General features: G+C 64.2%; 27 protein-coding genes. 13 read left to right on the forward strand and 14 right to left on the reverse strand.

What is annotated here, in order from left to right:
* Positions 1-21 precede the first annotated feature (21 nt).
* From ACFQPB_RS10040 to ACFQPB_RS10050, 3 genes are all read right to left on the reverse strand, one after another.
* Positions 22-951 (reverse strand): LysR family transcriptional regulator, encoded by a 930-nt coding sequence (locus ACFQPB_RS10040; RefSeq protein WP_382197790.1) that lies wholly within the window; start codon positions 949-951, stop codon positions 22-24.
* Positions 952-1,045: 94 nt separating this feature from the next.
* Complete coding sequence (locus ACFQPB_RS10045; protein ID WP_382222566.1) at positions 1,046-2,143, reverse strand: hypothetical protein; 1,098 nt, start codon at positions 2,141-2,143, stop codon at positions 1,046-1,048.
* Positions 2,144-2,324: 181 nt separating this feature from the next.
* Entirely contained in the window at positions 2,325-2,852 is a 528-nt protein-coding gene (locus ACFQPB_RS10050; RefSeq protein WP_382197796.1) for a CAP domain-containing protein, read from the reverse strand.
* Positions 2,853-3,173: 321 nt separating this feature from the next.
* Between ACFQPB_RS10050 and ACFQPB_RS10055 the strand changes: the two genes are divergently transcribed.
* From ACFQPB_RS10055 to ACFQPB_RS10085, 7 genes are all read left to right on the forward strand, one after another.
* Positions 3,174-4,073, forward strand: a complete 900-nt coding sequence (locus ACFQPB_RS10055) for a LysR family transcriptional regulator (protein WP_382222569.1) — start codon at positions 3,174-3,176, stop codon at positions 4,071-4,073.
* Positions 4,074-4,288: 215 nt separating this feature from the next.
* On the forward strand, positions 4,289-5,317 hold the full coding sequence (locus ACFQPB_RS10060; RefSeq protein ID WP_382222572.1) for a methionine ABC transporter ATP-binding protein: 1,029 nt from the start codon (positions 4,289-4,291) through the stop codon (positions 5,315-5,317).
* The gene (locus ACFQPB_RS10065) at positions 5,301-5,975 is read left to right on the forward strand and encodes a methionine ABC transporter permease (protein ID WP_382197805.1); all 675 of its coding nucleotides are present in this window, start codon (positions 5,301-5,303) and stop codon (positions 5,973-5,975) included. Before ACFQPB_RS10060 ends, ACFQPB_RS10065 begins: the two co-directional genes overlap by 17 nt.
* Positions 5,976-6,027: 52 nt before the next feature.
* Complete coding sequence (locus ACFQPB_RS10070) at positions 6,028-6,807, forward strand: MetQ/NlpA family ABC transporter substrate-binding protein (protein WP_382197808.1); 780 nt, start codon at positions 6,028-6,030, stop codon at positions 6,805-6,807.
* Between the two features lie 39 nt (positions 6,808-6,846).
* Complete coding sequence (locus ACFQPB_RS10075) at positions 6,847-7,992, forward strand: trans-sulfuration enzyme family protein (RefSeq protein WP_382197811.1); 1,146 nt, start codon at positions 6,847-6,849, stop codon at positions 7,990-7,992.
* A complete protein-coding gene (locus tag ACFQPB_RS10080) occupies positions 7,989-9,224 on the forward strand; it encodes an MFS transporter (protein ID WP_382222575.1) in 1,236 nt (411 codons plus the stop codon). Before ACFQPB_RS10075 ends, ACFQPB_RS10080 begins: the two co-directional genes overlap by 4 nt.
* Before the next feature lie 26 nt (positions 9,225-9,250).
* Positions 9,251-10,417, forward strand: coding sequence for a M20 metallopeptidase family protein (locus ACFQPB_RS10085; RefSeq protein WP_382222578.1), 1,167 nt, complete (start codon positions 9,251-9,253; stop codon positions 10,415-10,417).
* Positions 10,418-10,483: 66 nt separating this feature from the next.
* Here the strand turns inward: ACFQPB_RS10085 and ACFQPB_RS10090 are convergent, their stop codons facing one another.
* On the reverse strand, positions 10,484-10,780 hold the full coding sequence (locus ACFQPB_RS10090) for a hypothetical protein (protein WP_382222581.1): 297 nt from the start codon (positions 10,778-10,780) through the stop codon (positions 10,484-10,486).
* An 82-nt stretch (positions 10,781-10,862) separates the two neighbouring features.
* Positions 10,863-11,192, reverse strand: coding sequence for a hypothetical protein (locus ACFQPB_RS10095; RefSeq protein ID WP_382222584.1), 330 nt, complete (start codon positions 11,190-11,192; stop codon positions 10,863-10,865).
* A 19-nt stretch (positions 11,193-11,211) separates the two neighbouring features.
* Between ACFQPB_RS10095 and ACFQPB_RS10100 the strand changes: the two genes are divergently transcribed.
* Positions 11,212-11,619 carry a transposase gene (locus ACFQPB_RS10100; protein ID WP_382222586.1) on the forward strand — a complete coding sequence of 136 codons (408 nt, stop codon included), beginning with the start codon at positions 11,212-11,214 and terminating at the stop codon, positions 11,617-11,619.
* Positions 11,620-11,928: 309 nt separating this feature from the next.
* Here the strand turns inward: ACFQPB_RS10100 and ACFQPB_RS10105 are convergent, their stop codons facing one another.
* The 3 genes from ACFQPB_RS10105 to ACFQPB_RS10115 all read right to left on the reverse strand — a co-directional run bounded on the left by ACFQPB_RS10105 (position 11,929) and on the right by ACFQPB_RS10115 (position 13,230).
* Complete coding sequence (locus ACFQPB_RS10105) at positions 11,929-12,387, reverse strand: GNAT family N-acetyltransferase (RefSeq protein ID WP_382222589.1); 459 nt, start codon at positions 12,385-12,387, stop codon at positions 11,929-11,931.
* Between the two features lie 129 nt (positions 12,388-12,516).
* Positions 12,517-12,894, reverse strand: a complete 378-nt coding sequence (locus ACFQPB_RS10110; RefSeq protein WP_382222592.1) for a toxin-antitoxin system HicB family antitoxin — start codon at positions 12,892-12,894, stop codon at positions 12,517-12,519.
* Positions 12,895-12,897: 3 nt separating this feature from the next.
* Positions 12,898-13,230: a hypothetical protein gene (locus ACFQPB_RS10115; RefSeq protein ID WP_382222593.1), complete on the reverse strand. Its 333-nt coding sequence runs from the start codon at positions 13,228-13,230 to the stop codon at positions 12,898-12,900.
* A gap of 335 nt (positions 13,231-13,565) precedes the next feature.
* Here ACFQPB_RS10115 and ACFQPB_RS10120 point away from each other — a divergent pair, with 335 nt between their 5' ends.
* A complete protein-coding gene (locus tag ACFQPB_RS10120; RefSeq protein ID WP_382222596.1) occupies positions 13,566-14,591 on the forward strand; it encodes an integron integrase in 1,026 nt (341 codons plus the stop codon).
* Between the two features lie 9 nt (positions 14,592-14,600).
* Here the strand turns inward: ACFQPB_RS10120 and ACFQPB_RS10125 are convergent, their stop codons facing one another.
* The 4 genes from ACFQPB_RS10125 to ACFQPB_RS10140 form a co-directional block, all read right to left on the reverse strand.
* Entirely contained in the window at positions 14,601-14,906 is a 306-nt protein-coding gene (locus ACFQPB_RS10125; RefSeq protein WP_382222599.1) for a HigA family addiction module antitoxin, read from the reverse strand.
* A 115-nt stretch (positions 14,907-15,021) separates the two neighbouring features.
* On the reverse strand, positions 15,022-16,308 hold the full coding sequence (locus ACFQPB_RS10130; protein WP_382222602.1) for a solute carrier family 23 protein: 1,287 nt from the start codon (positions 16,306-16,308) through the stop codon (positions 15,022-15,024).
* Between the two features lie 46 nt (positions 16,309-16,354).
* Positions 16,355-17,239, reverse strand: coding sequence for an alpha/beta hydrolase (locus ACFQPB_RS10135; RefSeq protein ID WP_382222604.1), 885 nt, complete (start codon positions 17,237-17,239; stop codon positions 16,355-16,357).
* Between the two features lie 55 nt (positions 17,240-17,294).
* Positions 17,295-17,897, reverse strand: a complete 603-nt coding sequence (locus tag ACFQPB_RS10140) for a TetR/AcrR family transcriptional regulator (protein WP_382222607.1) — start codon at positions 17,895-17,897, stop codon at positions 17,295-17,297.
* A 98-nt stretch (positions 17,898-17,995) separates the two neighbouring features.
* Between ACFQPB_RS10140 and ACFQPB_RS10145 the strand changes: the two genes are divergently transcribed.
* From ACFQPB_RS10145 to ACFQPB_RS10160, 4 genes are all read left to right on the forward strand, one after another.
* A complete protein-coding gene (locus tag ACFQPB_RS10145) occupies positions 17,996-20,008 on the forward strand; it encodes an acetoacetate--CoA ligase (RefSeq protein WP_382222781.1) in 2,013 nt (670 codons plus the stop codon).
* Positions 20,009-20,110: 102 nt separating this feature from the next.
* Positions 20,111-21,091, forward strand: a complete 981-nt coding sequence (locus tag ACFQPB_RS10150) for a tripartite tricarboxylate transporter substrate binding protein (protein ID WP_382222610.1) — start codon at positions 20,111-20,113, stop codon at positions 21,089-21,091.
* Positions 21,092-21,228: 137 nt separating this feature from the next.
* Entirely contained in the window at positions 21,229-24,471 is a 3,243-nt protein-coding gene (locus ACFQPB_RS10155) for an EAL domain-containing protein (RefSeq protein WP_382222784.1), read from the forward strand.
* A gap of 13 nt (positions 24,472-24,484) precedes the next feature.
* Positions 24,485-25,375: an HDOD domain-containing protein gene (locus ACFQPB_RS10160; protein WP_382222613.1), complete on the forward strand. Its 891-nt coding sequence runs from the start codon at positions 24,485-24,487 to the stop codon at positions 25,373-25,375.
* Positions 25,376-25,400: 25 nt separating this feature from the next.
* Here ACFQPB_RS10160 and ACFQPB_RS10165 read toward each other — a convergent pair whose 3' ends face one another.
* Both ACFQPB_RS10165 and ACFQPB_RS10170 read right to left on the reverse strand, forming a co-directional pair.
* Complete coding sequence (locus ACFQPB_RS10165; protein ID WP_382222616.1) at positions 25,401-25,763, reverse strand: DUF805 domain-containing protein; 363 nt, start codon at positions 25,761-25,763, stop codon at positions 25,401-25,403.
* Between the two features lie 85 nt (positions 25,764-25,848).
* Positions 25,849-26,364 carry a flavin reductase family protein gene (locus ACFQPB_RS10170; protein WP_382222619.1) on the reverse strand — a complete coding sequence of 172 codons (516 nt, stop codon included), beginning with the start codon at positions 26,362-26,364 and terminating at the stop codon, positions 25,849-25,851.
* Positions 26,365-26,399 lie beyond the last annotated feature (35 nt).

Genomic DNA, 26,399 nt, shown 5'->3' on the forward strand with positions numbered 1-26,399 from the left:
ACCGTGCGTGCGTGTGGGGGCTCAGCCGGCGGGTTGGCGCCAGAAGTCGGGCTGGCCGTAATGGTGCTTCAGAAAATCGATCCACAGGCGCACCCGCAAGGCCAGATGTTTGCGCTGCGGGAACACGGCGTAAATACCGTTCGGCGGGGCGGCAAATGTTTCCAGCACGGGCTGCAGCCGACCTGCGGCGATGTCGGCCTCCACCTCCCAGGTGCTGCGCCAGGCGATGCCGTGGCCGGCCAGGCACCATTCGTGCAATACCTGGCCGTCGGAGCAGTCCAACGGGCCGCCGGGTCGCAGGTGCACCAGCTCGCTGGCGCCACCGTCGCGTGGCACCATGAAGGCCCAGCCCCGCGTCTGGGACGCGTCCGAAGAGAGCGTGAGGCAGGCAAAACGCGCCAGCTCAGACGGGTGCTGTGGCACCCCATGGCGCTGCAGGTAGGCGGGCGTGGCCACACACAGGCGGCGGTTGTCGGCCAGGCGCACGCTGACCAGGGCCGAGTCGGGCAGATCGCCCACCCGCACCGCGCAGTCGTAGCCCTCGGCGGCGATGTCCACCACCCGGTCGCTCAGGTTGAGCGACAGCGTTACCTCGGGGTGCAGGGCGTGAAAGCGTGGCACCAGCGGCGCCACGTGGCGGCGGCCAAAACCCGCCGGTGCGGTCACGCGCAAATGCCCGCTGGCCTTCACGCCGCCGGCACTCACGCTGGCCTCGGCGCTGGCCAGATCGGTCAGCAGCCGCTGGCAGTCCTCCAGAAAAGCGCTGCCTTCGTGCGTGAGGCTGATGCGCCGCGTGGTGCGCACCAGCAGCTTGACGCCCAGTCGCTCCTCCAGCGCGTCCAGCCGCCGCCCAATGATGGCCGGCGCCACCCCTTCGGCCCGCGCCGCCGCCGTCAGGCTGCCGCGCGTGGCCACAGACACAAAGGTTTCGAGCTGCTTGAGCTTGTCCATGGCGCATTATGTGGATGGATGTAAAAAAACAAGCACCGAAGTGCCTGTTTTGATGTGTTTCACCCACAGAGGCTCATGCCGGCCGGCGCCAGGGTCAGTGGGCCCTGTTCCCCGGCACGGTTTCGGCGTCTATCGTGAACAGCCCCGGCTTGGCCGGATCCACCGTCACCCGCACCCAATGCGAGTCCGGGTCACCAAACACCTCCAGGCGGGTGAAGTTGTCGAAGAAGCGCCCGGTTTTGGGGTGCATCAGGGGCCGGTTCACGCGGTACAGGTGGGTGTCGCCGTGCACGAACAACACGGGACGATCAAACGACGCCATCTCGTTGGTCAAGGCCTTCACCAGCGGGTCGTAGGCGCTGCCTTCCGCTTGCAGGGACACGCTACCGCCCGCGCTGCGCACGTAGCGCGTTTTGAGGTTGTGGGTCCAGTGGGCCTCAAACCCGATGTTGGCCTGGGTGAGCAGCACCAGCCCCAGCGCCCCGGGCGCCTTGGCCGCCGCAAACGCCTGTTTCAGCCACGCCAGGTTGGCCGCCATGCGCGCCGCCTGTTCTGCGTCCAGCGTGGGGCTGAGGCCCCGGTTGTCGTTGCTGCCCACGGTGTGCAGCGTGGCGAACACCACCCCATGGGTGCGCCAACGCAGGTTCTCGCGGAAGCTGGCAAAGCCGGGTGTGGTGGCCTGGCTGGTCAGCGGCATCGTGCGCTGGCCCAGGCTGTGTCCGGGTGGAAAGAAGCTGGTGCGCAGCGTGTCCAGTCGCTCCAAGGGGTCGAACGGGCGCGCTTTTAGCAAGTGGCAATCGGCCCAGTCGTTGTCGCCCGGCGTGAGCACCAAAGGGTGCACCGACCGCTGGAACGACGCCAACACCTGCGCGTAGCGCTCGTCGGTGCATGGCATCGAAATCGTTTCCGGGCTGTGTGCGTAGGGTCGGGGGTCGGCTTCGAAGTCGCCCACATGCGCCACAAAGGCCAGGGGCGCGCGGTTCATCGCGTCCACCATGCGGTCAAACGCCTTTTCGTTTTCGATGGAATAGGCGGTGTCGCCGATGGCGGCGAATGCGAAGGGCCGGTGTGGTGTGTGCTGGGCCTGGGCCTGGGCCTGGGCGCTGGGGCCAAGGCCAAAGCAGAATGTGGCAAAAGCCACAGCGGCCCAGATGCCGGCCCGTTGGGCCTTGGTTTTCAATGGCCTGTGCATGGGAGGTTCCTCCCGGTCGACATTGTGCAAGCACTGCGACGGCATGGCGCTCAGTGGAACCCTGAACTGGCGTTGGCTTTCGTGCGGCGGGTCGCGGCACTTGAGGTATGTCCCCCGTGGGCAATGGCCCCAAATTTAAAAGTAATCAGACCTTGCTTTTGCAATTGCCGATCGGCCGACATCATTTGGAGCCGAAGCTCTGGGTCCAGTAAGTGCCGTATTCGCTGTTGTCGTTGCTGGCACAAGCTACTGCGTAATGTTTGAATTCCGGTCGCATGATGTTTTCACAATGTTCGGCGCTTTCCAGCAGGCTTTTCTGCACAGCTTCAAGGCTTGCGTAACCTGCGCCGATGTTCTCGCCCGTGTTCGCACCGTAGCCGGCGATGGTGGCTCTTTGGCCGGTGGTCAAGCCATCAGGATTGGTATGGCCGAAGAAATTTCGGTGTGCCATGTCTTTGGAGTGAGCGGTGGCTGCCGCATGCAGTGCTTGGTCCCATTGCAGGCGCGGTGCCGCGCTCATGGCCTTGGCGCCACACATGCGTGGCTCGGCCCTGATCTGGTTGACCATTGCGAGGGCTGTGGCCGACTCGATTGCCGAGGGGCATTGGGGCTTTTCTGCTTGCGATCCACCACCACAGCCCAGCAGTGCGAGGGCCAATGTTGTGCCGAATGTAAATTGAATGGGTTTTGATTTTTGTAATTTCAACATCTATTTTTCAGAATTGCCTCAAGGTGGGTGAGTTCCAAAAAGAACGGCGCGATGCTAAGTGAATATGTTGAATGAATGGCTGTGGTTAACCCTCGTATTTTGTCAATATCAAAGGGTGCAGGCGGGTTCAATCCATTGTTGCGATCAATTGTTCAATTGTTTGGCAATGGATTTGAGATTTGCTCGCGCGTGCCCATCACACGGTCCAAGCAACGACCTCTCCGCCTTTGTCGCCGATACCACCTATGATCCGGCCAACCGCTGCGGCGCCTCATTTGGCGCGGCATCTGAAGGTCTTGTTCCGAACCCTGGCTTGAAACCGTGAAGCTCTCGCACCTGGACGTCTGTAACGCTGTGTTGATGACAGGCTCGGTCACGGGGGCTGCGAAGCTGCTGCACCTGAGTCAGCCGGCGGTGACCAAATTGCTGCACAGCGCGGAGAACCAGTTGGGCTTCAAGCTCTTCCTGCGCGAGAAGAACAAACTGGTGCCCACTTCCGAGGCTTTGCTGTTGCAGCCGGAATTTCAGGCGATTGCGCACCGCCTGGACCGGTTGCGCGAGTTTTCCAGGACCCTGGCCAGCCAGCCCTCGCATGTGTTGCGTGTGGCCTGTGCGCCCTCCATTGCGGCGGCGCTGATTCCCCAGTGTGTCGAGGCCTTCTCGCGCCAGTACCCGGCGGTCAGCTGCGAGATCGAAACCCACGTTCATGAGGCCATCGTCCAAAAGCTCATGCAAGGCCAGTGCGACGTGGGCTTGTCCCTGGCGTCGCTGCCCAACCCGGCCATCGTGGAAGACGTGGTGGCCAGCGGCACCATCGTGGCGCTGGTGCCCAAGGCGATCAAGCAGGATTTGCCGGCCGAGATGGCCATCGCCGATCTGGCCCATTTGCCGCTCATCCGTGTGCCACCCGGAGGGCCACACGGTGCGGAACTGTTTCCGTTGCCGCAAGGCAGTGCGTCCGGCACACCGCGGTTGACGGTGTCGCCCAATTACATGGCCATGCGCATGGCCGAGCGCGGCTTGGGCATCGCCAGCATCGATTCTTTCACCGCCGCGCAGGCCGACCGGCGGCTGGTGGGGGTGGTGCAGTTGCATCCGCTGATCCCCGTGCGCATTTTTCACCTGCGCGCGCACCGCGCCCAGGCGTCGCACGCCGGGCGGCGGTTCGTGCAAATCCTCGCCTCGGTGGCGGCACAAGCCCATCACACGCTGCCCCATTGAGGGGTGTTGCCGGGCGCACGTTACCCGATGTCGCGCCTGCCTGTGGTTGGTGTCGCGTGCCTGCGGCCATAACGCAATGGCATACCGCATCGCGTTTTGTGATGGCGTACTTTTTTCAAATGACAGCAGAATGAAATCAAGCCATTCAGCTGCTTGATGTGTACGACATTGACGTCAAGCACATGGAGTTCCTTCTATTTTTGTGAGGATTCTTTGTGATTGAGTTTTGCGGCGTACAAAAAACATACACCACCGGCAATGCCAGCATCACCGCGTTGCAGCGCATTGATCTGAAGGTGAATGAGGGTGAGATCTTCGGCGTGATTGGGCATTCGGGTGCTGGCAAGTCCACCCTCATCCGGCTGATCAATTTACTGGAGCGGCCGACCGAGGGCACGGTCAAGGTGTCGGGTGTTGATTTGATGGCGCTGAGCGAAAACGACTTGCGCCAATTCCGTCAGCACGTTGGCATGATTTTTCAGCATTTCAATTTGCTCGGTTCCATGACCGTGGCCGAGAACATTGCGTATGCCATGCGCATTGTGGGCCAGAAAAGCGCCCAGGCCATTGATGCCAGGGTGGACGAATTGCTGGAATTGGTCGGGCTGAGCAAACACAAGCACAAATATCCAAGGCAATTGTCGGGCGGCGAAAAACAACGGGTGGGTATTGCGCGGGCACTGTCCAACCACCCGACCGTGCTGTTGTGCGATGAAGCCACCAGTGCGCTCGATCCCCAGACCACACATTCGATCTTGCAGCTGCTGCGCCGCATCAACGAAACGCTCAAGCTGACGATCGTGCTGATCACCCACGAAATGGACGTGATTCGCACGGTGTGCGACCGCGTTGCGGTGATTGACGGCGGGCGGATTGTGGAGGAGGGGGCGGTGACACAGGTGTTTTTGCATCCGCAACACCCCACGACCAAGCGCTTCGTCCAGGAGGCTGAAGGCGCCCACGACGCGGTGGTGTGGGGCGACAACGCGGCCCCACGCGGCGGCCTGTACCGCCTGACCTTCCAGCGCGAAACCGTTCACCAACCTCTGCTCTCTCGGGTCGCCCGGTCCTTCGCGGTGGATTTCTCCATCATCACGGGCCGTTTTGGTGCCATCAAGTCCGAGCCGTGTGGCCAGGTGGTCGTTCGGGCGACGGGTGAGGCCGATCAGGTCCAGGGCGCTTTGTCCCAGTTAGCTCAGGCCGGTGTTTGTGTCGAGGAGGTCAGTGATGCGACAGTGGCTTGAAGGTTTTTTTGTCAACGTTCAATGGCGCGAGATCGGTGAAGCCACCCTCGACACACTGAGCATGCTCGGTGGCTCGCTGAGCTTGACCGTGGCCTTTGGCCTGCCCCTGGGTGTCGTGCTGTTTCTGCTCGGGCCCAAGCAGCTCCTGGACGCGCCCAAGACCTATGCGGTGTTGTCCTTCGCGGTCAACGTGCTGCGGTCCATTCCGTTCGTGATCTTGCTCATCGCGATGATTCCTGTCACGGTGTTAGTGACCGGCACATCCTTTGGCGTGGCCGGCTCCATTCCATCGCTGGTTGTGGCCGGCACGCCGTTTTTTGCGCGGCTCATCGAGTCGGCGCTGCGCGAGGTGGACCGGGGCATCATCGAGGCGTCTCTGGCCATGGGCGCGACCACCACACAAATCGTGTTCAACGCCCTGTTGCGCGAAGCCTTGCCGGGCATTCTGGCGGCCGGCACGGTCACCGCCATCGCCCTGGTGTCCTACACGGCGTTGGCTGGCGTGGTCGGCGGCGGCGGGCTGGGCGATCTGGCCATACGTTACGGCTACCAGCGGTTCCAGCTGGATGTGATGGCCATCACGATCGTGTTGTTGTTGCTCATCGTCCAGGCCTTGCAAAGCCTGGGCCAGCGGCTGGTCACTCGCTTCAGCCATTGACCGACCGTCCGCCTTTGCGCCCGTCCCCACCCCGTCCCCAACCAGGAGAACCATGATGTTCAGAAGAGCCTTGCTGTGTGCCGCCGCCTGCCTGCCGATGCTGAGTTTTGCCAACGACAAGCTCATCGTTGGTGCCAGTCCAACGCCACACGCGGAAATCCTTGAACAGATCAAGCCCGTGCTCGCCAAGCAGGGTGTGGAGCTGGAAGTCCGTGTGTTCACCGACTACATCCAGCCCAACGCCCAGCTGGCGGAGAAGCGCATCGACGCCAACTTCTTTCAGCACCAGCCCTTCATGAACGAGTTCAACCGCACCCGGGGCACGAACATCGTCAAGGTGGCGGATGTGTTCATCGCACCCTTCGGTGCCTATTCCCGCAAGGTCAAGAACGTCAAAGAGCTGCGCGACAACGCCTTGATTGCCATCCCCAACGACGCGGTGAACGCCGGACGCGCGCTCCAGCTGTTGCACCAGGCCGGCATCTTGCAACTGGCCGATCCCGCCAACAACATGGCCACCGAGCGCGACATCGTTGCCAACCCCAAGCGGGTGGTCCTCAAGCAGTTTGAGGCGCCCATGCTGCCGCGAACACTCTCCGAGGTGGATCTCTCCATCATCAACACGACGTTCGCACTCGAAGCCAAGCTGGAGCCCAACCGGGACGCCTTGTTCCTGGAGGGTGACAAATCGCTGTTCATCAACCTGCTGGCCGCCCGCCCAGACAACAAAGACAGCGAAGCGATGAAAAAACTCGTGGCCGCTTTGCGCTCGCCCGAAGTTCGCAGCTACATACAGACCCGCTTCAAAGGCAGCCTGCTGCCTGTGTTCTAAGCCCCCGCGTTTTTCTTTCTCTCACATCCACCACCTGATATGTCCTCTCTCAAACCCCAGCTCCGTTTCGAAACCCTTGCGGTTCACGCCGGTCAGAAAGTCGATCCTGCCACCGGCGCCGTGGTGGCCCCCATTCACCTGTCCACCACGTTCGAGCGCGACATTGACGGCGGCTACTCGCGCGGGTATTTGTACTCGCGCAACCACAACCCCAACCGCAACGCGCTGGAAGAGGCGCTGGCCGCGCTGGAGGGCGGGGCGGCCGGGGCGGCCTTTGGCTCGGGCCTGGCCGCCGTCACGGCGGTGTTCCAGGGCCTGCAACCGGGCGATCATGTGGTTGCGCCCAAGGACATCTACCACGGCACCGCGAACGTGCTCAAACACCTGTTTGCCAAGTGGGGCGTTGTGTTCTCTTTTGTGGACATGACCAACCTGGACGCCACCCGCGCGGCCATTCAACCCAACACCCGCATCCTGTGGGTGGAAACCCCCTCCAACCCACTGCTGCAGTGCACCGACATCGCGGCCCTGGTGGAGATGTGTGCGGGCAAAAACATCCGTGTGATTGCCGACAACACCTTTGCCTCGCCCGCCGTGCAAAACCCACTTGCGCTGGGGTGCGACATGGTGATGCACGCCACCACCAAGTACCTGGGTGGCCGCAGTGACGTGCTGGGGGGCGCCTTGGTGACGAGGCAGGCGGACGAGCACTTTGAAGCCGTGCGTACCGCCCAGCTGTTCGGTGGCGCGGTGCCATCGCCCTTCGATTGCTGGCTGGTCATGCGAAGCCTGAGCACCTTGGCCTACCGCATGGCCGCGCATTGCCACAACGCCGGGCGCGTGGCGGCGTTTCTGCAAAGCCACCCCAAAGTCACGGCGGTGCACTACCCCGGCCTCACCGACAACCCCTATCACGCGTTGGCCAAACGGCAGATGCGGGCCTTTGGCGGCATGTTGTCCTTTGAGGTTCAGGGCGGGCAACCTGCAGCCATGGGCTTGGCCGCCAAGGTGGCCTTGTTCACCCGCGCCACCAGCTTGGGCGGGGTGGAGAGCCTGATCGAGCACCGCGCCTCCATCGAAGGCCCACAAAGCACCACGCCGCAGGGGCTGCTGCGCGTGTCGGTGGGGCTGGAGCACGCCGACGACCTGATCGACGACCTGGCACAGGCGCTCGATCAGGTGTGAACACGTCGGGTCAGCCCCTGGATCCGAAGGCGCATCGATGGCGCCTTGGTGGCCTGGCCGTGGTGGTGCTCGCCCAGTGTCTGGGCACCTCGCTGTGGTTCAGTCCTGCCGGCGCAGCGGTGGGCCTGATGGCGCGCTGGCAGCTGGATGGCCCCGGTTTTGCCTGGTTGCTCGCGGCCACCCAATTGGGGTTCATCGGCGGCTCGCTGCTGCTGGCACTTACCGGTGCGGCCGATCGCTGGCCCGCCAGCAAGGTCTTCGCAGCGAGTTGTGTGCTCGGGGCTTTGGCCAACGCCAGCGTGGTCATGCCACAGATGGGTGTGGCCACCGCCTGGTGGGTGCGTCTGCTGGTGGGCGTGTCCCTGGCGGGCATTTATCCCTTGGGCATGAAGCTGGTGGTGCAGTGGGTGGGCGGCAAACCGGCGCTGGCCTTGGCCTGGCTGGTGGCCATGCTCACATTGGGCACGGCCATGCCGCACGCGCTGCGCGCCTTCGGCGTGAGTTGGCCGTGGGAACATGTGCTCGTCGGTGCGTCCTTGTTAGCCCTGGTGGGTGGGCTGGCGGTGGCTGCCGTGGGCGATGGCCGGTTCAGACCGCCTGCGGCCAACGCCCTGCGTCTGAGCACGCTCGACCTGCGCACCCTGGCCAAGCGGCCGGCCTTGCGCGCATCGGCTGGCGGCTATTTCGGCCACATGTGGGAGCTGTATGCGTTCTGGGCCGTGGTGCCACTGCTGTGTGCGTCGCTGCTGACCCGTCCGGATGTGGCGCAAGTGGCTACGGGCTGGTGGGGCTGGCTTCCGGCCGTGGTCATTGGCGCGGGCGCGCTGGGCTGTTTGCTGGGCGGCTACATCGCGCGTGCCGTGGGCAGCGCGCCGGTTGCTTTTGTGGCGTTGCTGGGCTCGGGGTTGGTGGGCCTGGTGTACCCCTTCGTGCCGCACAGCATGGTGGGGCTCAAGCTGTGTCTGTTGTTGGCCTGGGGCATTTTGGTGGTGGCCGATTCGCCACAGTTTTCCGCGCTCTCGTCCCAGGCCGCGCCACCGCGCCTGTTGGGCATGGCGCTGGTGCTCCAGAACGGCCTGGGCTTTCTGATTTCGGTGGTGTCTATCGTGTTGCTGGGTGCGCTGATGGATCGGTGGGGCGAGCGCGCCCTGTGGTTGTTGGTGCCAGGCCCGCTGTGGGGTGTCTGGGCCATGCGTTCACTGGTGTGGCCCGCGGGCCGCAGCACCGGATGAGGTTTCAATAGGAGCACCTTCACGTCATGCACGCTCTCGTTCAATCGTCACAGGCCCTGGGTGAACAGCTCAGGACCATCCGCCGCGCATTGCACATGCAGCCCGAGCTGTCGTTTGCCGAGCGCCACACCGCCGACCTGGTGCGCCGCGAACTTGACCGCCTGGGCGTGCCCTGGGTGACCGTGGGCGAGCACGGCGTGGTGGCCACCGTTGAAGGCCAGCACCAGCAACAGATGGTGTTGCTGCGGGCCGATATGGACGCCCTGCCCATTCAGGAAGAAAACGACCACCTGAGCTACCGCTCGCGTCAGCCGGGCGCCATGCACGCCTGCGGGCACGACGGCCATGTGGCCATGCTGCTGGGCGCTGCCCAACTGCTGCAGGCGCGCAGGGCCGAACTGCCGGGCACGGTCAAACTCTGCTTCCAGCAAGCTGAGGAGCGCGGCGGCGGCACGGCCGAGATGCTGGAGCACCTGCGGCCCTTTCCGCTCATCGGTGCGTTTGCCATCCACCTGTGGTCTGAGCTGGAGGCGGGCAAGATCTGCACCCGTGCCGGACCACGCATGGCCGGTTGCGACAACTTCAGCATCCTGTTGGAGGGGCGCGGCACCCACGGCGCCCACCCGCACCGTGGCGTCGATCCCCTGCGCGCCGCCTGTGTGCTGTTGCAAGAGGCGTCCTCCCTTCCCGGGCGAGAGATCGACCCCACCCACGCGGCGGTGCTGTCGTTTGGGCGCCTGCAGGCGGGGCAGGCGGGCAACGTGATACCGCACCGGGCCGAACTGGCCGGCTCCATCCGCGCCGCCTTGCCTGAAGACGGTGTGGCCCTCAAGGTCGCCCTCGAACGTGTGGTGGCGGGCGTGGCCGCGGCTCACCGCGTGCAGGCGCGCCTGGACATCAAACGCGGCGGTGGTGCCTTGGTCAATGACGCCCGCTGCAGCGAGCTGGCCACGCAATGTGTGCACGAGCTGTTTGGTGCGGACGCATCGGTTCAGTTTCCACCGCTCATGGTGTCAGAGAATTTTGGTGACTTCTTCGCGCTCTGCCCAGGCCTCATGGCACTGGTTGGCGCACAGAACCCGTCGGTGGGCGCCTGCTACCCCCACCACCACCCCAAGTTCAACATCGATGAAGACGCCCTCACCCAGGGGGCTGCGCTTATGGCCGCTTATGCCTTGCGCAGCCTGGCCTAGCCGGGGCACAGTGCAGCATTGTATGCACCGCCTGACCAGTCGCGCCTGCAGCGAATGGCTGGGCGACTACTGCGCAGTTTCTATATCTACTTCGTAGCCGGCAAGTGCAGCCTGAACGGAGTCATTGCCTAGGTACTTGGCCTTTAGTTCGGCAAGCCTTCGATCAGAGCCCGTACACAGCTCGGTCATGTTCTGTTCCAGGAACATCCGACGCTCCTCATCGTATGGCTCCTCCCCACGGAAGTGATCACACATATCGCTCTGCTTGATGAAGGCCAATACGTCCGCTGGCAATGGCTCCTTCTCTGGCTCAGCAAAGGCCATTGCGGATAGAAGAAAAAGCATCGTGATAGCTAGTTTCATAGGCGCCCAACGTCGAAGCTCACCGGGCGGCGAAGCCGTCCGCTGGAGCGAAAGGTTGTGCCGCTCGCGAACTGCCGACCTCCTACGCATTGGCATTCTCCAAATAGTCGCGAACACCTTGAGCCGAGTCGAACGGGGCGGCGGACTCAAAAGTCAAGACCTCGTCCAGCGCTTCCGATAAGTGGGCATGGTGGTTCGGAGACGCTGGGACAAGCGAGTAGGTGCCGTTACGCGACCCGAAAACGCCCCGCTTGTTTGGAACTGAAAACTCGGCCTCCAGTGGCTCGCCGCTATCGCTCCAAAACAGCCAGATGGCGGCTTCAACATCGAGGCCCTCGCAATATGCCACCGCCTCTGCCTGACCGGCGAAGGCGATGAGCGTGCGCTCCTCGGTTTCAACGGCGAAGATCATGCGGCGCTCCGCTTGAGTGATGGGATGGACTCCCCCGTTTGTTTGGGCGACAAATGCGCACTGGTCTTCATGGGCGTGGGGATCAGGTCTTCAAACGAAAGGAGTCCGAAATGCATGCTACTCGAGTCGTTACCTGGGGCGCATCTCCAAGAAGGGTGACCGCTACCTGCGCATGCTGCTCACCCACGGCGCGCGCAGCGTGCTGCGAGCGGCCAAGGTGGCCGATGGCGCGGGCAGGGAGGTCTGCGGCATCCGGCGCTGGGCGCTGGATGTGCAAGGCCGCAGCAACCACAACAAGGCCACCTGTGCGTTGGCCAACAAGCTCGCGCGCATCTGCTTTGCCACGCTGCGCGACCACACGCCTTTCGATGAGGCGGCCAGGCTGAGCAAAAAAGCAGACAGGCAGAGCTTTGCCTTGCCCACATGAGCGGCGCGACCATGTCTTTTTGCTGATCAAGAAAGCACCAGTTTCTCTCCCCACCAGCTCACCTTTGCGACGGGTTTGATCGACCATCATGGCCAACCGGGTTCCTCCCACACCGCACAACGCCGATAACTCTTCCGGCTTGAACACAGCCGCTTGCAGCGTGTGGCGACGCGGTGACGCAGATTCCATGTCGGCACGGGACATTGACGATCCCACTACAGATGCCGGATATACGACTGCAGGTGCTTTACCCACTGGGCCCCAATCGGTCAGTCCCTTGCCGTTGAGGGGGAGTCCATATAGGAATGGTTAGAACGCATTTTTGCTCGGCCGCATGTAGTAGTTGTCGAATTCACCCCTCTCCACCAGTTCGAAGCCGTGGCGAGCATAGAAGCGATTGGAGTCACTGCCTTTCAGTGCGCCGACTCGCACAGGCTTACCAGACGCATCAGCCTCGGCAAAGACCTGCTCAAGAGCGGCGGCGCCGATGCCTTGGCCTTGGTGCCTCGGGCGAATGTAGAGATGGTCAAGCAGCAGGCCTTCGCCCTGCTGTTTGACGACGACAAAGCCAACACGGCTACCAGACCGAACGATGTGTCGCGTGTTCTCAGGGGTGAAGCTCGACAAGAAGCGCTCACGCGCTCGAACTGGGTCGAATCTCCCAACTCGCTCCAGGCTTTCGCGCATTGCTTCGACCCTCAGATCGGCCAGCTCACTCGCGTCTTGCGGAGCCACAGGCACGAAGGAAAGGTGTAGCTCAGTCGCCATGCGAATGCGTTCTAACGTTCGAGCTAACCGGGTGCCAGCGGCGGGGCGCCAGGCCCGGGCTGTGGAGAATGTACCGCGCCACAGACCGGGCCTGGTGGCCCGCCGTTGGCGCTCCGGTTGAGCGAGGGGTTAGGCAGCACCTTTTGCGCGTGCTTTGCCGCCGCTGCCGCCTAGACCTTGTGCAATGAAGGTGAGGACGAGGGCATTGAGAGAAACCCCCTCCGCACGCGCACGCGTAGCCAGTTGCGCGTGCACGGTCTTGGGAACGCGGGCCACGAACTTACCGGAAGCGACCCCACCGCTGTTCGGCGCCGGCACGGTCAACTTCTTGGACTTCAGAGCGGCGATGGTGGCTTTCAGTGCGTCACGGCCGTTCTCTATGGCTTCATCTACGCTCTCTCCGTCCGAGATGCACTCAGCGAAGTCCGGGAACGAGATGAGATAGCCGCCGCCTTCTTCCGAAGAGAGGGGGCGCACTTCAAACGGGTAGTCAGTCAGCTTGCTCATGGCTCATGCTCCATCGATGAGTTCGACGAACTTTCGAACGTAGATCGGCTTGATAGGTCGGTGCGCTGGTACGGACAGGGTTCGACCGTCGTCTCGTATGAACACGCAGTGGCTGCTCTTCTGGTGCCGCCAATCGATACCGTTCTGGCGGGCGACGGTCTGGAGGTCACCAATCTGCCAATCGAGTTGAGATCGCCGCATGGAGGCGAGAAGCTTGGCTGCCGCGTTCATGCGCCATGATACTACCGGCAAGATCGTAAGGGCGCAGGAGCGTGGGTGTTTGGTGCTGCCTAACGAAATGAGTTCGACCTGCGCCGTTGCGGTGAGTGCGGCCATGTCACTTTTCTCCCTTTGCATTTGCTCGCAAAACCCGACAAATTTCTGATTGTGCTCACGCTGCGCCACTGGCATGTCCGCTCAAGCTCGCTTGTGCCGCATGCCAGTGGCGCAGCGCAAGCTACCAGAAAAGTCCCGTTGTATACAGCGCTGGCAAATGGCATATCCTGACGAGTTTTTCCCAGACGTAGCAACGGTGTCGGTGGAACTAGAAATAGACGACCAGTCATCCTAGTGTTTTTGGTCGGATAACGCGGCACCATCAACCCTCATTTATTGTTAAACAAGGGGTTGGACTCGTGTCTCGCCTTTTAGGCAAACCTAAAATTTTCCGGATGACAGGTCTGACGAACGCTGAGGCCAGCCCACAGAGCCCACCGCCCGCGGCGCCCAAGCTGCTGGACCGGTTGCGGGCCGATTTGCGCACGCGGCATTACAGCATTCGCACCGAGCAGGCGTATGTGGATTGGGTGCGCCGTTTTGTGCTGTTCCACAACAAGCGCCACCCGGTGGAGATGGGCGCGGCAGAGGTGGCGGCGTTTCTCACACATTTGGCGGTGGACAGGCAGGTGTCGGCGTCCACCCAGAATCAGGCCAAATCGGCCATTTTGTATTTGTACAAATCGGTATTGAATATCGACTTGCCTTGGCTGGACGAAGTGGTGCAGGCCAAGGCGCCGCGCCGTTTGCCGGTGGTGCTCACGCCTACCGAAGTGCGCGAATTGCTGTTGCACATGCAGGGCACCACGGGCCTGATTGCGCAATTGCTTTATGGCACCGGCATGCGTGTGATGGAGGTGCTGCGGCTGCGCGTGAAGGATGTGGAATTTGCCCGGCGCGAGATCGTTGTGCGCGAAGGCAAGGGCAACAAAGACCGCGTGACGGTGCTGCCTGAGAACCTGATGCGTCCGCTGCAGGCCCAACTGGACCACGCCCGTGCCTTGCATGAGAAAGATGTGCAGGCCGGGCTGGGACGGGTGTATTTGCCGCACGCGCTGGCGGTGAAGTACCCGAATGCCGACCGCACCTGGGGCTGGCAGTGGGTGTTTCCGTCACCCGTGCGGGCCATGGACCCCCGTCCTGATGCGCGCACTGGTCAGGCCATGGAGCGGCGGCACCACGTGTTTCCTGAATCGGTCCAGCGCGCGGTGCGCGAGGCAGCGCGGCGGGCTGGCATCGCCAAGCCTGTCACGCCCCACGTGTTGCGCCATTCGTTTGCCACCCACATGCTGCAGGCTGGCTACGACATTCGCACCGTGCAGGAGTTGCTGGGCCATGCGGACGTGAGCACCACCATGATCTACACCCATGTGCTCAACAAGGGTGGGCGCGGGGTGCTTAGCCCGTTGGATGCCTTGTAGCGTGGCGCTTCAGGCGTGTTCCGCCTCACTTGCCCATGGTGTGATGGCAGCGAGGGTGGACGACAAGGCTTGCTTGGACATCTCGCGGTCGTGGTCGGATTGCAGGCCGATCCAGAAGTCTTCGGACACACCGAAGAACCGTGCCAGGCGCAGGCCGGTATCCACCGATACCCCCCGTGTGCCGGCCACAATTTCGCCGATGCGGCGCTGTGGCACGCCAATTTCTTTGGCCAGCCGGTATTGGGTGATGCCCATCGGCTTGAGAAATTCCTCCAGCAGAATTTCACCGGGATGTGGGTAAGGGACTTCGCGCACGGTCATGCTCCTTCAGTGGTAATCCACGATCTCAACGTCTTCAGCGTCTGTGCCCGACCGGTTGAGCATGGCCAGTTTTCGCATCGCCACATTCTCAATTCTTCTTTGATGGGGCTCAAGTCTTGCGGTTCAACAACGCATACAACAGGATCGCCCCAAATGTGGCGGTGCCGATGCCGCCCAGCGCAAAGCCGCCGAACTTGAGGGTGAAGTCGCCGGTACCCAGCACCAGGGTGATGGCGGCGACGATGAGGTTTTTGTTGTCGGAGAAGTCCACCTTGTTCTCGACCCAGATCTTGGCGCCGGCGATGGCGATGAGACCGAACACGACGATGGACACGCCGCCCATCACCGGCAGCGGAATGGCCTGAATCACGGCGCCGAACTTGGGGCTGAAGCCCAGCACTACCGCCATCAGCGCGGCCACAAAAAACACGGCGGTTGAGTAGATTTTGGTGGCGGCCATGACGCCGATGTTTTCGGCGTAGGTGGTCACGCCGGTGCCGCCCGCGCTGCCGGCCACCATGGTGGCCACGCCGTCGCCCATGAAGGCGCGGCCCATGTAGACGTCGAGGTTTTTGCCGGTCATGGCGGTCACGGCCTTGATGTGGCCCAGGTTTTCGGCCACCAGGATGATGGCCACCGGCGCGATCAGCAGCATGGCGTTTCCGGTGAAGACCGGCGCGCTGAAGTTGGGCATGCCGATCCAGGCGGCGTTGGCCACGCCGGACAAGTCCATGGGTTTGCCCATGCCCAGCCCGTTGGTGAGCACGGCGTAGATGACACTCGCCACGATCAGGCCCATGAGGATGAGCAGGCGCTGCACCATGCCTTTGGTGAACACCGCCACCAGGGCCACGCTCACGAAGGTGATGGCCTGCATCCAGGCGTCAAAACCGGTGGGCGCCATGTTTTTGATGGGGATGTGCGCCAGGTTCAGGCCAATCACCGCCACCACCGAACCGGTGACCACCGGCGGCATGAAGCGCTCGATCCAGCCAATGCCCACGGCTTGCACAATCAGGCCAATGAGGAAATACAAGGCGCCGCAGGCGATGATGCCGCCCAGCGCCACGCCCAGGTTGGCGTTGGGGCCCGAGCCGCCGTAGCCGCTGGCCGCGATCACCACGCCGATGAAGGCAAAGCTGGAGCCCAGGTAGCTGGGCACCTTGCCGCCGGTCATGAAGAAGAAGATCAGGGTGCCGATGCCGCTCATGAGCACCGCCACGTTGGGGTCGAAGCCCATGAGGATGGGCGCCAGCACGGTGGCGCCGAACATGGCGATCAGGTGTTGCACGCCCATCACCGCCGTTTGTGGCCAGGGCAGGCGCTCGTCGGGGCCGATCACCCCGCCGGCCTGCAGGGAGGCATCGCTTTTTTCTTTCCAGTTGAACATGCCCATCGCTTCATCCTCGGGTTGTTGAAGTGGGGCGATGCTAATTCAAATGTCAAGCAACGTGTGCCACCACGGCGTCCAGCACGGCCGGGGCTTTGAGCAGGCGCACGTGGCCCAGCCCGCTGGTTTCCAACCAGTCCGCTTGCGGGATGGACTGCGCAAATGCCAGGCCGTCGGCGAAGGGGTTGATGCGGTCCTCGCGGTCGTGCACCACCAGGGTGGCCGCGCCCACGCGCGGGCCTGAAGACGTCGGTTCGAATTGACGCATCAGCACCGCCTCGCGGGTTTCCACGCGGTGCTGCAGCGCGGCGCGGGTCGTTTCGCTGAGCCCGAACACGTGGGCGAACAAGCGGGTGTAGTCGTGGGGCGAGGCCGGCGGCGCCAGCAGCACCAGGCGTGGCACATCGAGCCCGCGCCCGGCCGCGTAAGCCAGGGCGTTGGCTGCCAGCGAATGGGCCAGCACCGCCCGCACCTCGTGCCCCTGCTGGCGCAGGCGGGCCACCACGTAGCCGATGGCGCGGGCGAACTGCGGCAGATTGCTGGTGACGCCCCGGCTGCGGCCGTTGGCGGGCAGTTCCAGCAGCACCGGCCGCAACCCACGGGCCGACACGGCGGCCGCGAGCTCGCGCATCTGCCCGGCGTGCCCACCCCAGCCATGCACCAACAGCACCAGCGGCCCGTGGGGTGCGGCCGGGCGGCTGTAGAGCGTGAGGTTGGTCGCCTCGAAGTCCCAATGCTCCACCTGCCACTGCGCGGCCCAGGGGTGGCGGCGCTGTAGCCACTTGGGCGGCAGCGGCGTGAGGAAGAGGCGCGTGGCCGCGCGTTCGGCCAGGGCGGGCGACAGACGCTGGGCGGCACCCAGCGCCCAGCGGAACCAGCCTGTGCCCGGGCTGGCGTTGTAGTAGCTGGCGGCGGTTTCCAGGGCAATGGGGGTCATGGTCTTCTCCAGTTATATTTCGCACGATCGTGCGAAATGAAGGCAAAAAAAGAGGTCAGGGTTGGTAGCTGCGGATCAGCCGCTCCCAGCTCGCCTGGGCGCGGTCGGCGGCTCGCGGGTCGCGCAGGAAGCGGGCGTCGTGGATGAGCCCGATGGCCAGGCTGTAGATTTCCCCCACCAGTTGCTCCGGGTCGGTGTCGGGCTTGAGGTGGCCGGCGTCCACCGCCTGCAACACGGTGCGCCGCAGGGCCGCGCGCCAACGTGTCACTTCGCCCAGCAGGTGCTCGCGCAGCTCGCCCTCGCGGTCGTCCAGCTCGAAGGCGCCAGCCGTGAACAGGCAGCCGGTGTGGGTTTCCACGTCGCGCATGCGGATGAACCAGCGTCGCACGATGTCGTTGAGCCGGGGCAGGCCCTTGGGCACCTGCATGGCGGGCACAAACACGTCGGCCAGGAAACGCCGGCCAAATTCGTCGATCACCGCCATTTGCAGTGCCTCGCGCGAACCCACGCGGGAGAAGACGCCGCTTTTGGACAGGCCAATGCGGTCTGCCACGACCTGGAGCGAAATCGCCTCCAGCCCTTCGGCCGCAGCCAAGTCTAGCGCCGCGCCCACAATGGCGGCGCGGGTGAGTTCGCTTTTTTGGGTGCGGGCGTCCATGGGCGAGAATTTAGCACACTCGTGCGAAATAATGTGCGTGACAACGCTTGCCGTTCGTCGGCCGCAATAATGCCCCCATGGAGACAACACAACACCCCATGGCCGCCCCGTTTGTGCCTCGGCTGCGTCTGTACCAGCAGTGGCTGGCCGAACATCGGAACCTGCACTTCGACAGCTTTGACGCGCTGTGGCGCTGGTCCACCACCGACCTGTCAGCCTTCTGGCAAAGCATCTGGGATTACTTTGAGATGGCCTCGCCCACCCCACACAGCGCGGTGTTGTCGGGTGGCCCCATGCCCCACGTGAAGTGGTTCGAAGGCGCCCAAGTCAACTACGCACGGCAGGTGATGCGCCACGTGGCGCCGGCCCACGCGGCGGGCATGTTGGCCATCGTCAGCGAGGACGAAACCGGTCGTGTGCGCGAGATGACCTGGCCCGAGTTGCAACGCCAGGTGGCCTCGCTGGCCCTGTGCCTGCGCGAGCTGGGCATTGAACGCGGCGACCGCGTGGCCGCCTACCTGCCCAACGTGCCCGAAACCATGGTGGCCTTTCTGGCCTGCGCCAGCATCGGCGCCGTGTGGAGCGTGTGTGCGCCCGACATGGGCACGGCCGCCGTGCTCGACCGCTTCAGTCAGATCGAACCCAAGGCCTTGATCGCCGCCGATGGCGTGTTTTATGCCGGCAAGGCGCTGGACCGCAGCCAGGTGGTGCAGGAGCTGCGCGCGGCCCTGCCCTCACTGGCACACACCGTGGTGCTGCGCAGCCGCTTCGCCGCCGAACGTGTGGCGGACGCGCACGACTTCGACACCTTGACCGCGCGCGACAACCCCGCCGTGGCCGCCTTCGAGCCCGACTACCTGCCCTTCGACCACCCGCTGTGGGTGGTGTACTCCAGCGGCACCACGGGTTTGCCCAAACCCATCGTGCACGGGCACGGCGGCATCCTGATGACGCTGTTTGCCCTCAAGTGCATCCACAATGACATCGGCGCCAGCTACGCCCCCAACAGCTGGGGCGAGCGTTTCCACTGGTACAGCTCCACCGGCTGGGTGATGTGGAACGCCCAGCTCGGTGGCCTGGCCGGCGGCACCACCATTTGCCTGTTCGACGGCAGCCCCGGCGGCAGCAAAGAGGCACCCGACTGGACGGTGTTGTGGCGGTTCGCCGCGCGGCACCGGGTCACCTTCTTCGGCGCCGGTGCGGCCTTCTTCACCAACAACATGAAGGCGGGCGTCGATTTGCCCGCCCTGCAGGCCGCCGGCCACGACTTGCACCACATCCGGGCGTTGGGCTGCACCGGTTCGCCCCTGCCCGATGAGGTGCAGCGCTGGGGCACGGCGCAGTTTGCCGCCATTGGCACGCCCGACATCTGGTGGTGCAACATCTCCGGCGGCACCGACTTTTGCGGCGCGTTCATCGGCGGCAACCGCGAATTGCCGCAAGTGCCTGGCCAGATGCAATGCCGCTTGCTGGGCTGCGCCGTGGAGGCCTGGAACGAACAAGGCCAGCCCGTCATCGGCGAGGTCGGCGAGTTGGTCTGCACCCAGCCCATTCCCTCGATGCCGCTGTACTTCTGGGGCGATGAGGGCGATCAACGCTACCTCTCCAGCTACTTCGACATGTACCCCGGCGTCTGGCGCCACGGCGACTGGCTCAAGATCGGCACCGACGGCGGCTGCGTGATTTATGGCCGCAGCGACGCCACCATCAACCGCCACGGCCTGCGCATGGGCACCAGCGAAATCTACAACGCCGTCGAAGCCCTGCCCGAGGTGCTCGACAGCCTGGTGGTGGACCTGGAGTACTTGGGCCGGGACAGCGACATGCCGCTGTTTGTGGTGCTGCGCCCGGGCGTGACGCTGGACGATGCGCTCAAGGGGCGCATCAACACGGCCATCAAAACCGCGCTCTCGCCGCGTTTTGTGCCCGACAGCATCCACCAGGTGGCCGAGGTGCCGCGCACGCTCAGCGGCAAAAAGCAGGAGCTGCCCATCAAGAAACTGCTGCTGGGCCAGCCCATCGAGAAAGTGGTCAACAAAGACGCCATGGCCAACCCCGCTTGCCTGGATTGGTACGTCGCCTTTGCCACGGCGCGGTCGAGTCGCGCGTGAGACTGAAACGGCGGGGGGCCTAGGGCTGCCCCGCTTTTCAGCCGCTGGCGTCTGGCCGTAACGTGTGGGCGTTCACATTCACCCACGACGGAGACCCTCGCAATGACGCCCAAGCACCTCAATCGCCGCCAGGCCCTGGCCCTGACCGCTGGCGCCGCCGCCACCGTGGCTTTGCCCGCGCTGGCGCAAGACAAATTCCCCTCTCGGCCCATCACCCTGATCGCGCCCTGGCCGGCGGGTGGCAGCAGCGATGCGGTGATGCGCGCCTTTGCCGAAAGCGCCTCGCGCACCCTGGGGGTGTCGGTGGTGATCGACAACAAACCGGGCGCTGGCGGCACCCTGGGCGCCACCGCCATGGTCAACGCCAAAGGCGACGGTTACCTGCTCACGCAGCTGCCGCTGGGCATTTACCGCCTGCCGCACATGCAGCCGATGGCGTTCGACCCGGTCAAGGACATCACCCACATCGCCTGCCTGACCGGCTACACCTTTGGCATTGCCTGCACCGCCGACGCGCCTTTCAAAACCCTCAAGGAAATGGTGGCCTACGCCAAGGCCAATCCCGGCAAGCTGGAATACGGCCACACCGGCACCGGCACCACGCCGCACCTGGCCATCGAGGAGTTCAGCGAAAAGGCCGGTATCCAGCTCAATCCCATTGCCTACAAAGGTTCGGCCGAAATCATGCAGGCCATCCTGGGCGGGCACATCCGTGTGATGAGCGGCACCACCGAATTTGCGCCCCATGTGCAAAGTGGCAAGCTGCGCCTGCTGGCCACGCTGGGCAGCAAACGCAACAAGGCCTTCCCTGACGTGCCCACCGTCAAGGAAAGCGGCTGGGACACCATCACCGAATCGCCTTTTGGCATTGGCGGCCCCAAGAACATGGACCCCGCCGTGGTCAAGGTGCTGCACGACGCCTTCAAGGCCACGCTGGACGACCCCAAGGTGCAGGCCACCCTGGACCGCTTCTACATGCCCTCCGTGTACATGAGCACCGCCGACTACACGGCCTACGCGGCGCGCACCTATGCCGCCGAAAAGGCCACCATCGAACGCCTGGGGCTGGCCAAGAAAAGCTGACGCGCCCCACCCACCGGTGTTCAGCAGGCGCCCGCGAGGCGCCTTTTTTGCCCCAGCTTGGTGCGTTGTGGCCCAGAACTTGCTTGATTTGACAATTGGCGCGGTCCTGCGCCGAGGTCAAAAAAGGCATGACGGCGATGGCACTGGTGCAACGCGTTTCGGGTTGGTTGGGCAGGCTCAGCGTGGGCCGCAAGCTCATGCTCATCTACCTGCTGGATCTGAGCGCCGTCATCTACGTCTCGGGCATCCTCATCCACGAGAAATTCCTGGCCATCGACTTCACCCGCAAAGAAACGGTGGGCACGGTGTACACCGCAGCGGCCAGCGAGGCGTTGATGGCGGTGTTTCTTCAGCAGGGCGACGCGCCCTTGCTTTCGACCTCGCACTTGCAAGCGCTGGCGGCGGTGCGGCAGGCGCACGACGAGGTGCTGCAGACGGGTGAGCAGGGCGCGGCCTTTGCCGCCACGCTGGAGCAGCTGAGCATGCCCGGCACGGCCGACGACCGCGCCCGCGATCTGGTGCTGCGCCAGGGCCGCGAACTGCTGACGTCGGTGGGCAACCAGTCCAACCTCATCCTCGATCCCGATCTGGACAGCTACTACGTGATGTCGCTGGTGGTGCTGCGTTTTCCCGAGTTGCTGCAGGTGGTGTACGACACCCGGCGTTTTGTGGAGGACCAGACCCGCACCGGTGCCCGCAGCGCCGCGACGGCGACCCAGGCGTCCAACCGCACCGCCGAACTGCTGACCCTGGCCGGCCGGCTGGAGGCCGTGGTGCGCGGCGTCGAGGCGGACTATGGGCAGGCTTTTGTGGCCGGTGGCCCGGCCTTGCAGCAAAGCTTGCGCGCCTCGCGCGAAGCGCTGCGCGACAACGCCCAGCGTTTCCAGGCCCTGGTGCAGGCCATGGCCGCCGAAGGCACACTGGAGCGCGACCGCACCGCCTTGCAGGTCGAGTACCACCTGCTGCTGGAAAACCTGCGCCAGACCTGGCAGGGCGGCATCCGCACGTTGGACGGCTTGCTGGACAAGCGCGTCGACGGCTTGTACGCCCGCATGTGGCTGCATTTGGGCACGGCGTTGGCGCTGCTGGCCTGCATCCTCAGCCTGGTCTACCTGGTGGCACGGCAAATTGCCAAACCCCTGGGCCACCTGGCCAACGTGGCCGACGAGGTGCGCCGCAGCGGCGACCACAGCCTGCGCGCCGAGTGGGCCAGCCGCGATGAAATTGGCCGCCTGGTGAACGCCTTCAACGAGATGCTGGCCCAGCTCGACCGCGAGCGCCTGCTGCAGCAGGAACTGGCGGCCAGCGCCCGCGCCAGCGCTGCCCAGCGTGAGCTGGTGGAGGCCTTCCCCATTCCCATGGTCGTCACCTCGGTGCCCGAACACGAGGTCTTGCACGCCAACGCACCCGCCAGCCCCTGGCTCAATGGCCGCAACAGCGATCCGTGGCGCGAGGGCCTGGAGCCCAGCGTGCGCGCGCGCTTCTTTCAACGCCTGGCCGATAACGGCGTGGTGGACGAATTCGAGGTGCGCTGGAAAGGTGGCGCCGAACCCTCGTGGGCGGTGTTGTCGGCGCGCCGGCTGCAGTTCCAGGGCCGCGACGCGGTGCTGACGGCCTTCACGCCCATCAACGTGCTCAAGGTCATGGAGCAGCGGCTGGAGCTGTGGGCCAAGGTGTTCGAAGCCTCGTCCGAGGGCATCATCATCATGGACGCCGAACGCAAGATCTTGAGCGTCAACAAGGCCTTCTGCCGCAGCACCAGCTATGACTTCTACGAAATCATCGGTGAAGACCTGGGCTTTCTGCTGGAAGAAAACGCCGGCGTGCCGCTGGGCACGGTGATTGGCCGTGTGTTGCAGGACAAGGACGCCTGGCAGGGCGAGGTGCGCTTTCGCCGCCGTTCGGGCGACACCTACCCGGCCTGGCTCATGGTCTCGGCCGTGCGCGACGGCAGTGTGGCCGGCGGCATCGGCAACTTCATCGGCATCTGCATCGACATCACCGACCGCAAAGCCAAGGAAGAACGCATCCAGTACCTGGCCCACCACGACGTGCTGACCGACCTGCCCAACCGCTCGCTGTGTGTGCAGCGGCTGCAGGACGCACTTGCTCACGCCGCCCTGCACCACAAGCAGGTGGCCGTGCTGTTCATCGACCTCGACCGCTTCAAGATCATCAACGACACCCTGGGCCACCACATCGGCGATGGTTTGCTGCGCTCGGTGGCCGAGCGGCTCAAACAATCGGTGCGTGGGCACGACACGGTGAGCCGCCTGGGTGGCGACGAGTTCGTCATCATCATGCGCGACGTGGCCAGCAAGGACGAGGTGCGCCTGACCGTGGAGCGCCGCCTGATCCCGCTGATCCGCCAGGCGCACCCGGTGGACGGGCATGAACTCAACGTCTCGTGCAGCGTGGGCATCGCCGTTTACCCCGACGATGGCGTGCAGCTCGATGAGCTCATGCGCCGCGCCGACGCCGCCATGTACGAAGCCAAGGCCACCGGGCGCGACATGGCGCGTTTCTATTCCGAGGAGACCGACCAGCGCGCCTTGGCCCGCCAATCGGTGGAGCACCACCTGCGCAAGGCGCTGGACCGCGGCGAACTGAGCCTGCACTTTCAGCCCCGGGTGGATGCCGCCACGCTGGCCCTGGTGGGCGCCGAGGCCTTGTTGCGCTGGGACAGCGTGGCCCTGGGGTCGGTGCCGCCTGCCGAATTCATCGCGGTGGCCGAAGAAACCGGTCTGATCAAGCCCATAGGCGCCTGGGTGTTGGAGCAGGCCTGTGCGGCCTGGGTGGGGTGGCAGGCCCTGGCGGCCGGCGACGAGGGCCACCCGCTGCACAGGTGCCAGGTCTCTGTCAACATTTCTGCTTCGCAACTGGCAGACCCCGAACTGGTGCCGTTCCTGCAAGCGCTGATTGCACGCACCGGTATGTGCCCGCAGTGCCTGGAGCTGGAGATCACCGAGTCGCAGCTGATGGACAACGCCGTGGCGGCGCAGGCGCAGATGGCCGCGCTCAAGGCGCTGGGCCTGCAGCTGTCCATCGACGACTTTGGCACCGGCTACTCCAGCCTCGCCTACCTCAAACGCTTTGATATCGACAAGCTCAAGGTCGACCGCTCCTTTGTGGACGACATGCTCAACGATCCGGCGGACATGGCCATCACCCGCGCCGTCATTGCCCTGGGTCACACCCTGGGCCTGCGCGTGGTGGCCGAAGGGGTGGAAGACCTGGCCACCGCCAACAGCCTGCGCGGTTTGGGCTGCGACGAGTTGCAGGGTTTCCACTTCAGCCGGCCCCTGCCTGCGGCAGAATGGCAGGCATGGGCCTTGCGGCATTCGGCACACCTGCCTCAGCCAAACGGGGTGCCCGCATGAAACCGAGGCAGGCGTGCCCATCGCCGCCAACCGATTGAAGAACGAACAACTGGTGCAGGCCCTGGACCTGGCCCGCCGCAGCGGGCCGGTGCGCGACATCGTCATACCGCCGTGCCCGGAGCTGCTGGTGCAGCTGCAGGACGCCACCGCCACGCACGACCCCGACCCGCAAGCCATTGCCCGCATCGCCAGCGCCGATGTGGCCATGGCCGCCGCTTTGCTGCGCCAGGCCAACAGCCCGCTGTACGGCCTGCAACAGCCGGTCACTGGCGTGGGGCAGGCGCTCAACGTGCTGGGCATGAAACCATCGGTCAAACTGCTCAGCGGCTTTCTCACCCGCCACGCGCTGCAGGTGCATTCACCCTTGCTGGCGCACTTCTGGGAAAGCTCCACCCGCCGTGCCATCGCCTGCGAACACATCGGCCAGCAGCTGTATGGCATGGACCCCGGCCTGTCCTACACCTTTGGTCTGTTCTGCCACGTCGGCATGCCGGTGATGATGGCAGGCGTCAAAGGCTACGGCGGCACCCTCACCGAAGCCATGGCCCGCCAGGACCGCAGCTTCACCCAGACCGAAAACGCCAACCACCGCACCGACCACGCGGTGGTGGGTGCCATCGTGGCGCGCACCTGGCGCCTGCCGTTGCCCGTGGCGGTGGCCATCCGTCTGCACCACGACTTCACCTGCCTGAGCGACAGCGGTTTGGGCGACACCGAACGCCGCCTGGTGGCCATGGGTTTGATTGCCGACCACCTGGTGCACCAGCACGAGGGCCTGCCGCCACTGCGCGAATGGCAGCGCCATGGCCCCGCTTGCCTGGCGTATCTGCAGGTCAGCGAGGACGAGGTCAACCACTGGATCGACGAACTGCACCCCGCGTTTGAGGCCGTGGTGCTGGCTTGAGCCGCGCGGGCCCAAGACCGCTCGCTCAGACTTGGCTGAAATCCTGTATCTGAGAGGGGCTGTTGGGTGCCGGCCCGAAGCGATTGGGTTCCTTGCCCGGCTGGCACATCCAGTAAATCAGCACGATCCAGCCGATCAGCGGAATGAAGCCGATCAGCTGCCACCAGCCGCTGCGATCAACATCGTGTAGTCGCCGCGTGGCGGCAGCGATGGCAGGAATCAGCGTGGCAATCACAAAAACGGCCGACAAGGTCGGGGAGGTCATCTCGGCCACGACCTGCGTCAGGACGAGAAACAGAACGAACCACCAGTATTCAGGGCGCGCTGCGCGCCCGGCGAAGGTGGCGTACTTCCGAAAACAGGTCTGAATCGATTCGACAAAAGTCATGGCGCGTCCTCTTGAAACAGGGGACACCCATGGTAACCCGCTCGAATCGATACATGTGATGGTTGGCGGGTGCCCGCACCCTCTCTCAGAGCGGGTGTTCGGTGTAGAACTGGCCGCCGTGGTAGAGCAGTGGCGAGGCCCCGCTGCGGTGCTGGCAACGTTCCACCTCACCCACAAAAATCACGTGGTCGCCTTCTTCGTACTGGCTGCGGTTGAAACATTCAAACACCGCAACGGCACCGTCCAGCAGCGGTGCACCACCAGCGCCTTCGCTGAAGGCCACGCCGGTCCAGCGGTCCACGTCTTTGGCGGCAAAACGCTCGGCCAGGGCGCGCTGGTCGGCCCCCAGCACGTTGATGGCGTAGTGCGAGCCGCTGGCGAAGGTGGCCATGGAGCCCGCAGCCCGCGACAGGCTCCACAGCACCAGGGGTGGCGACAGGGACACCGAATTGAAGGAGTTGGCGGTCAGGCCCACCAGACTGCCATCGGCCGCGCGTGCGGTGACGATGGTGACGCCGGTGGCGAACATGCCCAGGGCATCGCGGAAGGCGCGTGTGCTGGGGGGAGGGAGGGGCATCAAGGGGCCAGGGGTGTCGGGCATGGGGGGCCTGTAGTATGCCCGCAGCGCCTTGGCAG

The organism is Hydrogenophaga atypica (assembly GCF_042665215.1).
GTDB lineage: Bacteria > Pseudomonadota > Gammaproteobacteria > Burkholderiales > Burkholderiaceae_C > Hydrogenophaga > Hydrogenophaga defluvii_A.

Excerpts from the sequence above, each read along its gene's own strand:
- ACFQPB_RS10150 (WP_382222610.1), top strand. The coding sequence starts at position 20,111 with ATGACGCCCAAGCACCTCAATCGCCGCCAGGCCCTGGCCCTGACCGCT.
- ACFQPB_RS10075 (WP_382197811.1), top strand. The coding sequence starts at position 6,847 with ATGTCCTCTCTCAAACCCCAGCTCCGTTTCGAAACCCTTGCGGTTCAC.
- ACFQPB_RS10050 (WP_382197796.1), bottom strand. The coding sequence starts at position 2,852 with ATGTTGAAATTACAAAAATCAAAACCCATTCAATTTACATTCGGCACA.
- ACFQPB_RS10145 (WP_382222781.1), top strand. The coding sequence starts at position 17,996 with ATGGCCGCCCCGTTTGTGCCTCGGCTGCGTCTGTACCAGCAGTGGCTG.
- ACFQPB_RS10090 (WP_382222581.1), bottom strand. The coding sequence starts at position 10,780 with ATGAAACTAGCTATCACGATGCTTTTTCTTCTATCCGCAATGGCCTTT.
- ACFQPB_RS10065 (WP_382197805.1), top strand. The coding sequence starts at position 5,301 with ATGCGACAGTGGCTTGAAGGTTTTTTTGTCAACGTTCAATGGCGCGAG.
- ACFQPB_RS10155 (WP_382222784.1), top strand. The coding sequence starts at position 21,229 with ATGGCACTGGTGCAACGCGTTTCGGGTTGGTTGGGCAGGCTCAGCGTG.
- ACFQPB_RS10120 (WP_382222596.1), top strand. The coding sequence starts at position 13,566 with ATGACAGGTCTGACGAACGCTGAGGCCAGCCCACAGAGCCCACCGCCC.
- ACFQPB_RS10085 (WP_382222578.1), top strand. The coding sequence starts at position 9,251 with ATGCACGCTCTCGTTCAATCGTCACAGGCCCTGGGTGAACAGCTCAGG.
- ACFQPB_RS10170 (WP_382222619.1), bottom strand. The coding sequence starts at position 26,364 with ATGCCCGACACCCCTGGCCCCTTGATGCCCCTCCCTCCCCCCAGCACA.
- ACFQPB_RS10165 (WP_382222616.1), bottom strand. The coding sequence starts at position 25,763 with ATGACTTTTGTCGAATCGATTCAGACCTGTTTTCGGAAGTACGCCACC.
- ACFQPB_RS10070 (WP_382197808.1), top strand. The coding sequence starts at position 6,028 with ATGATGTTCAGAAGAGCCTTGCTGTGTGCCGCCGCCTGCCTGCCGATG.
- ACFQPB_RS10115 (WP_382222593.1), bottom strand. The coding sequence starts at position 13,230 with ATGGCCGCACTCACCGCAACGGCGCAGGTCGAACTCATTTCGTTAGGC.
- ACFQPB_RS10130 (WP_382222602.1), bottom strand. The coding sequence starts at position 16,308 with ATGGGCATGTTCAACTGGAAAGAAAAAAGCGATGCCTCCCTGCAGGCC.
- ACFQPB_RS10110 (WP_382222592.1), bottom strand. The coding sequence starts at position 12,894 with ATGAGCAAGCTGACTGACTACCCGTTTGAAGTGCGCCCCCTCTCTTCG.
- ACFQPB_RS10100 (WP_382222586.1), top strand. The coding sequence starts at position 11,212 with ATGGGATGGACTCCCCCGTTTGTTTGGGCGACAAATGCGCACTGGTCT.
- ACFQPB_RS10140 (WP_382222607.1), bottom strand. The coding sequence starts at position 17,897 with ATGGACGCCCGCACCCAAAAAAGCGAACTCACCCGCGCCGCCATTGTG.
- ACFQPB_RS10135 (WP_382222604.1), bottom strand. The coding sequence starts at position 17,239 with ATGACCCCCATTGCCCTGGAAACCGCCGCCAGCTACTACAACGCCAGC.
- ACFQPB_RS10105 (WP_382222589.1), bottom strand. The coding sequence starts at position 12,387 with ATGGCGACTGAGCTACACCTTTCCTTCGTGCCTGTGGCTCCGCAAGAC.
- ACFQPB_RS10045 (WP_382222566.1), bottom strand. The coding sequence starts at position 2,143 with ATGCACAGGCCATTGAAAACCAAGGCCCAACGGGCCGGCATCTGGGCC.
- ACFQPB_RS10040 (WP_382197790.1), bottom strand. The coding sequence starts at position 951 with ATGGACAAGCTCAAGCAGCTCGAAACCTTTGTGTCTGTGGCCACGCGC.
- ACFQPB_RS10095 (WP_382222584.1), bottom strand. The coding sequence starts at position 11,192 with ATGATCTTCGCCGTTGAAACCGAGGAGCGCACGCTCATCGCCTTCGCC.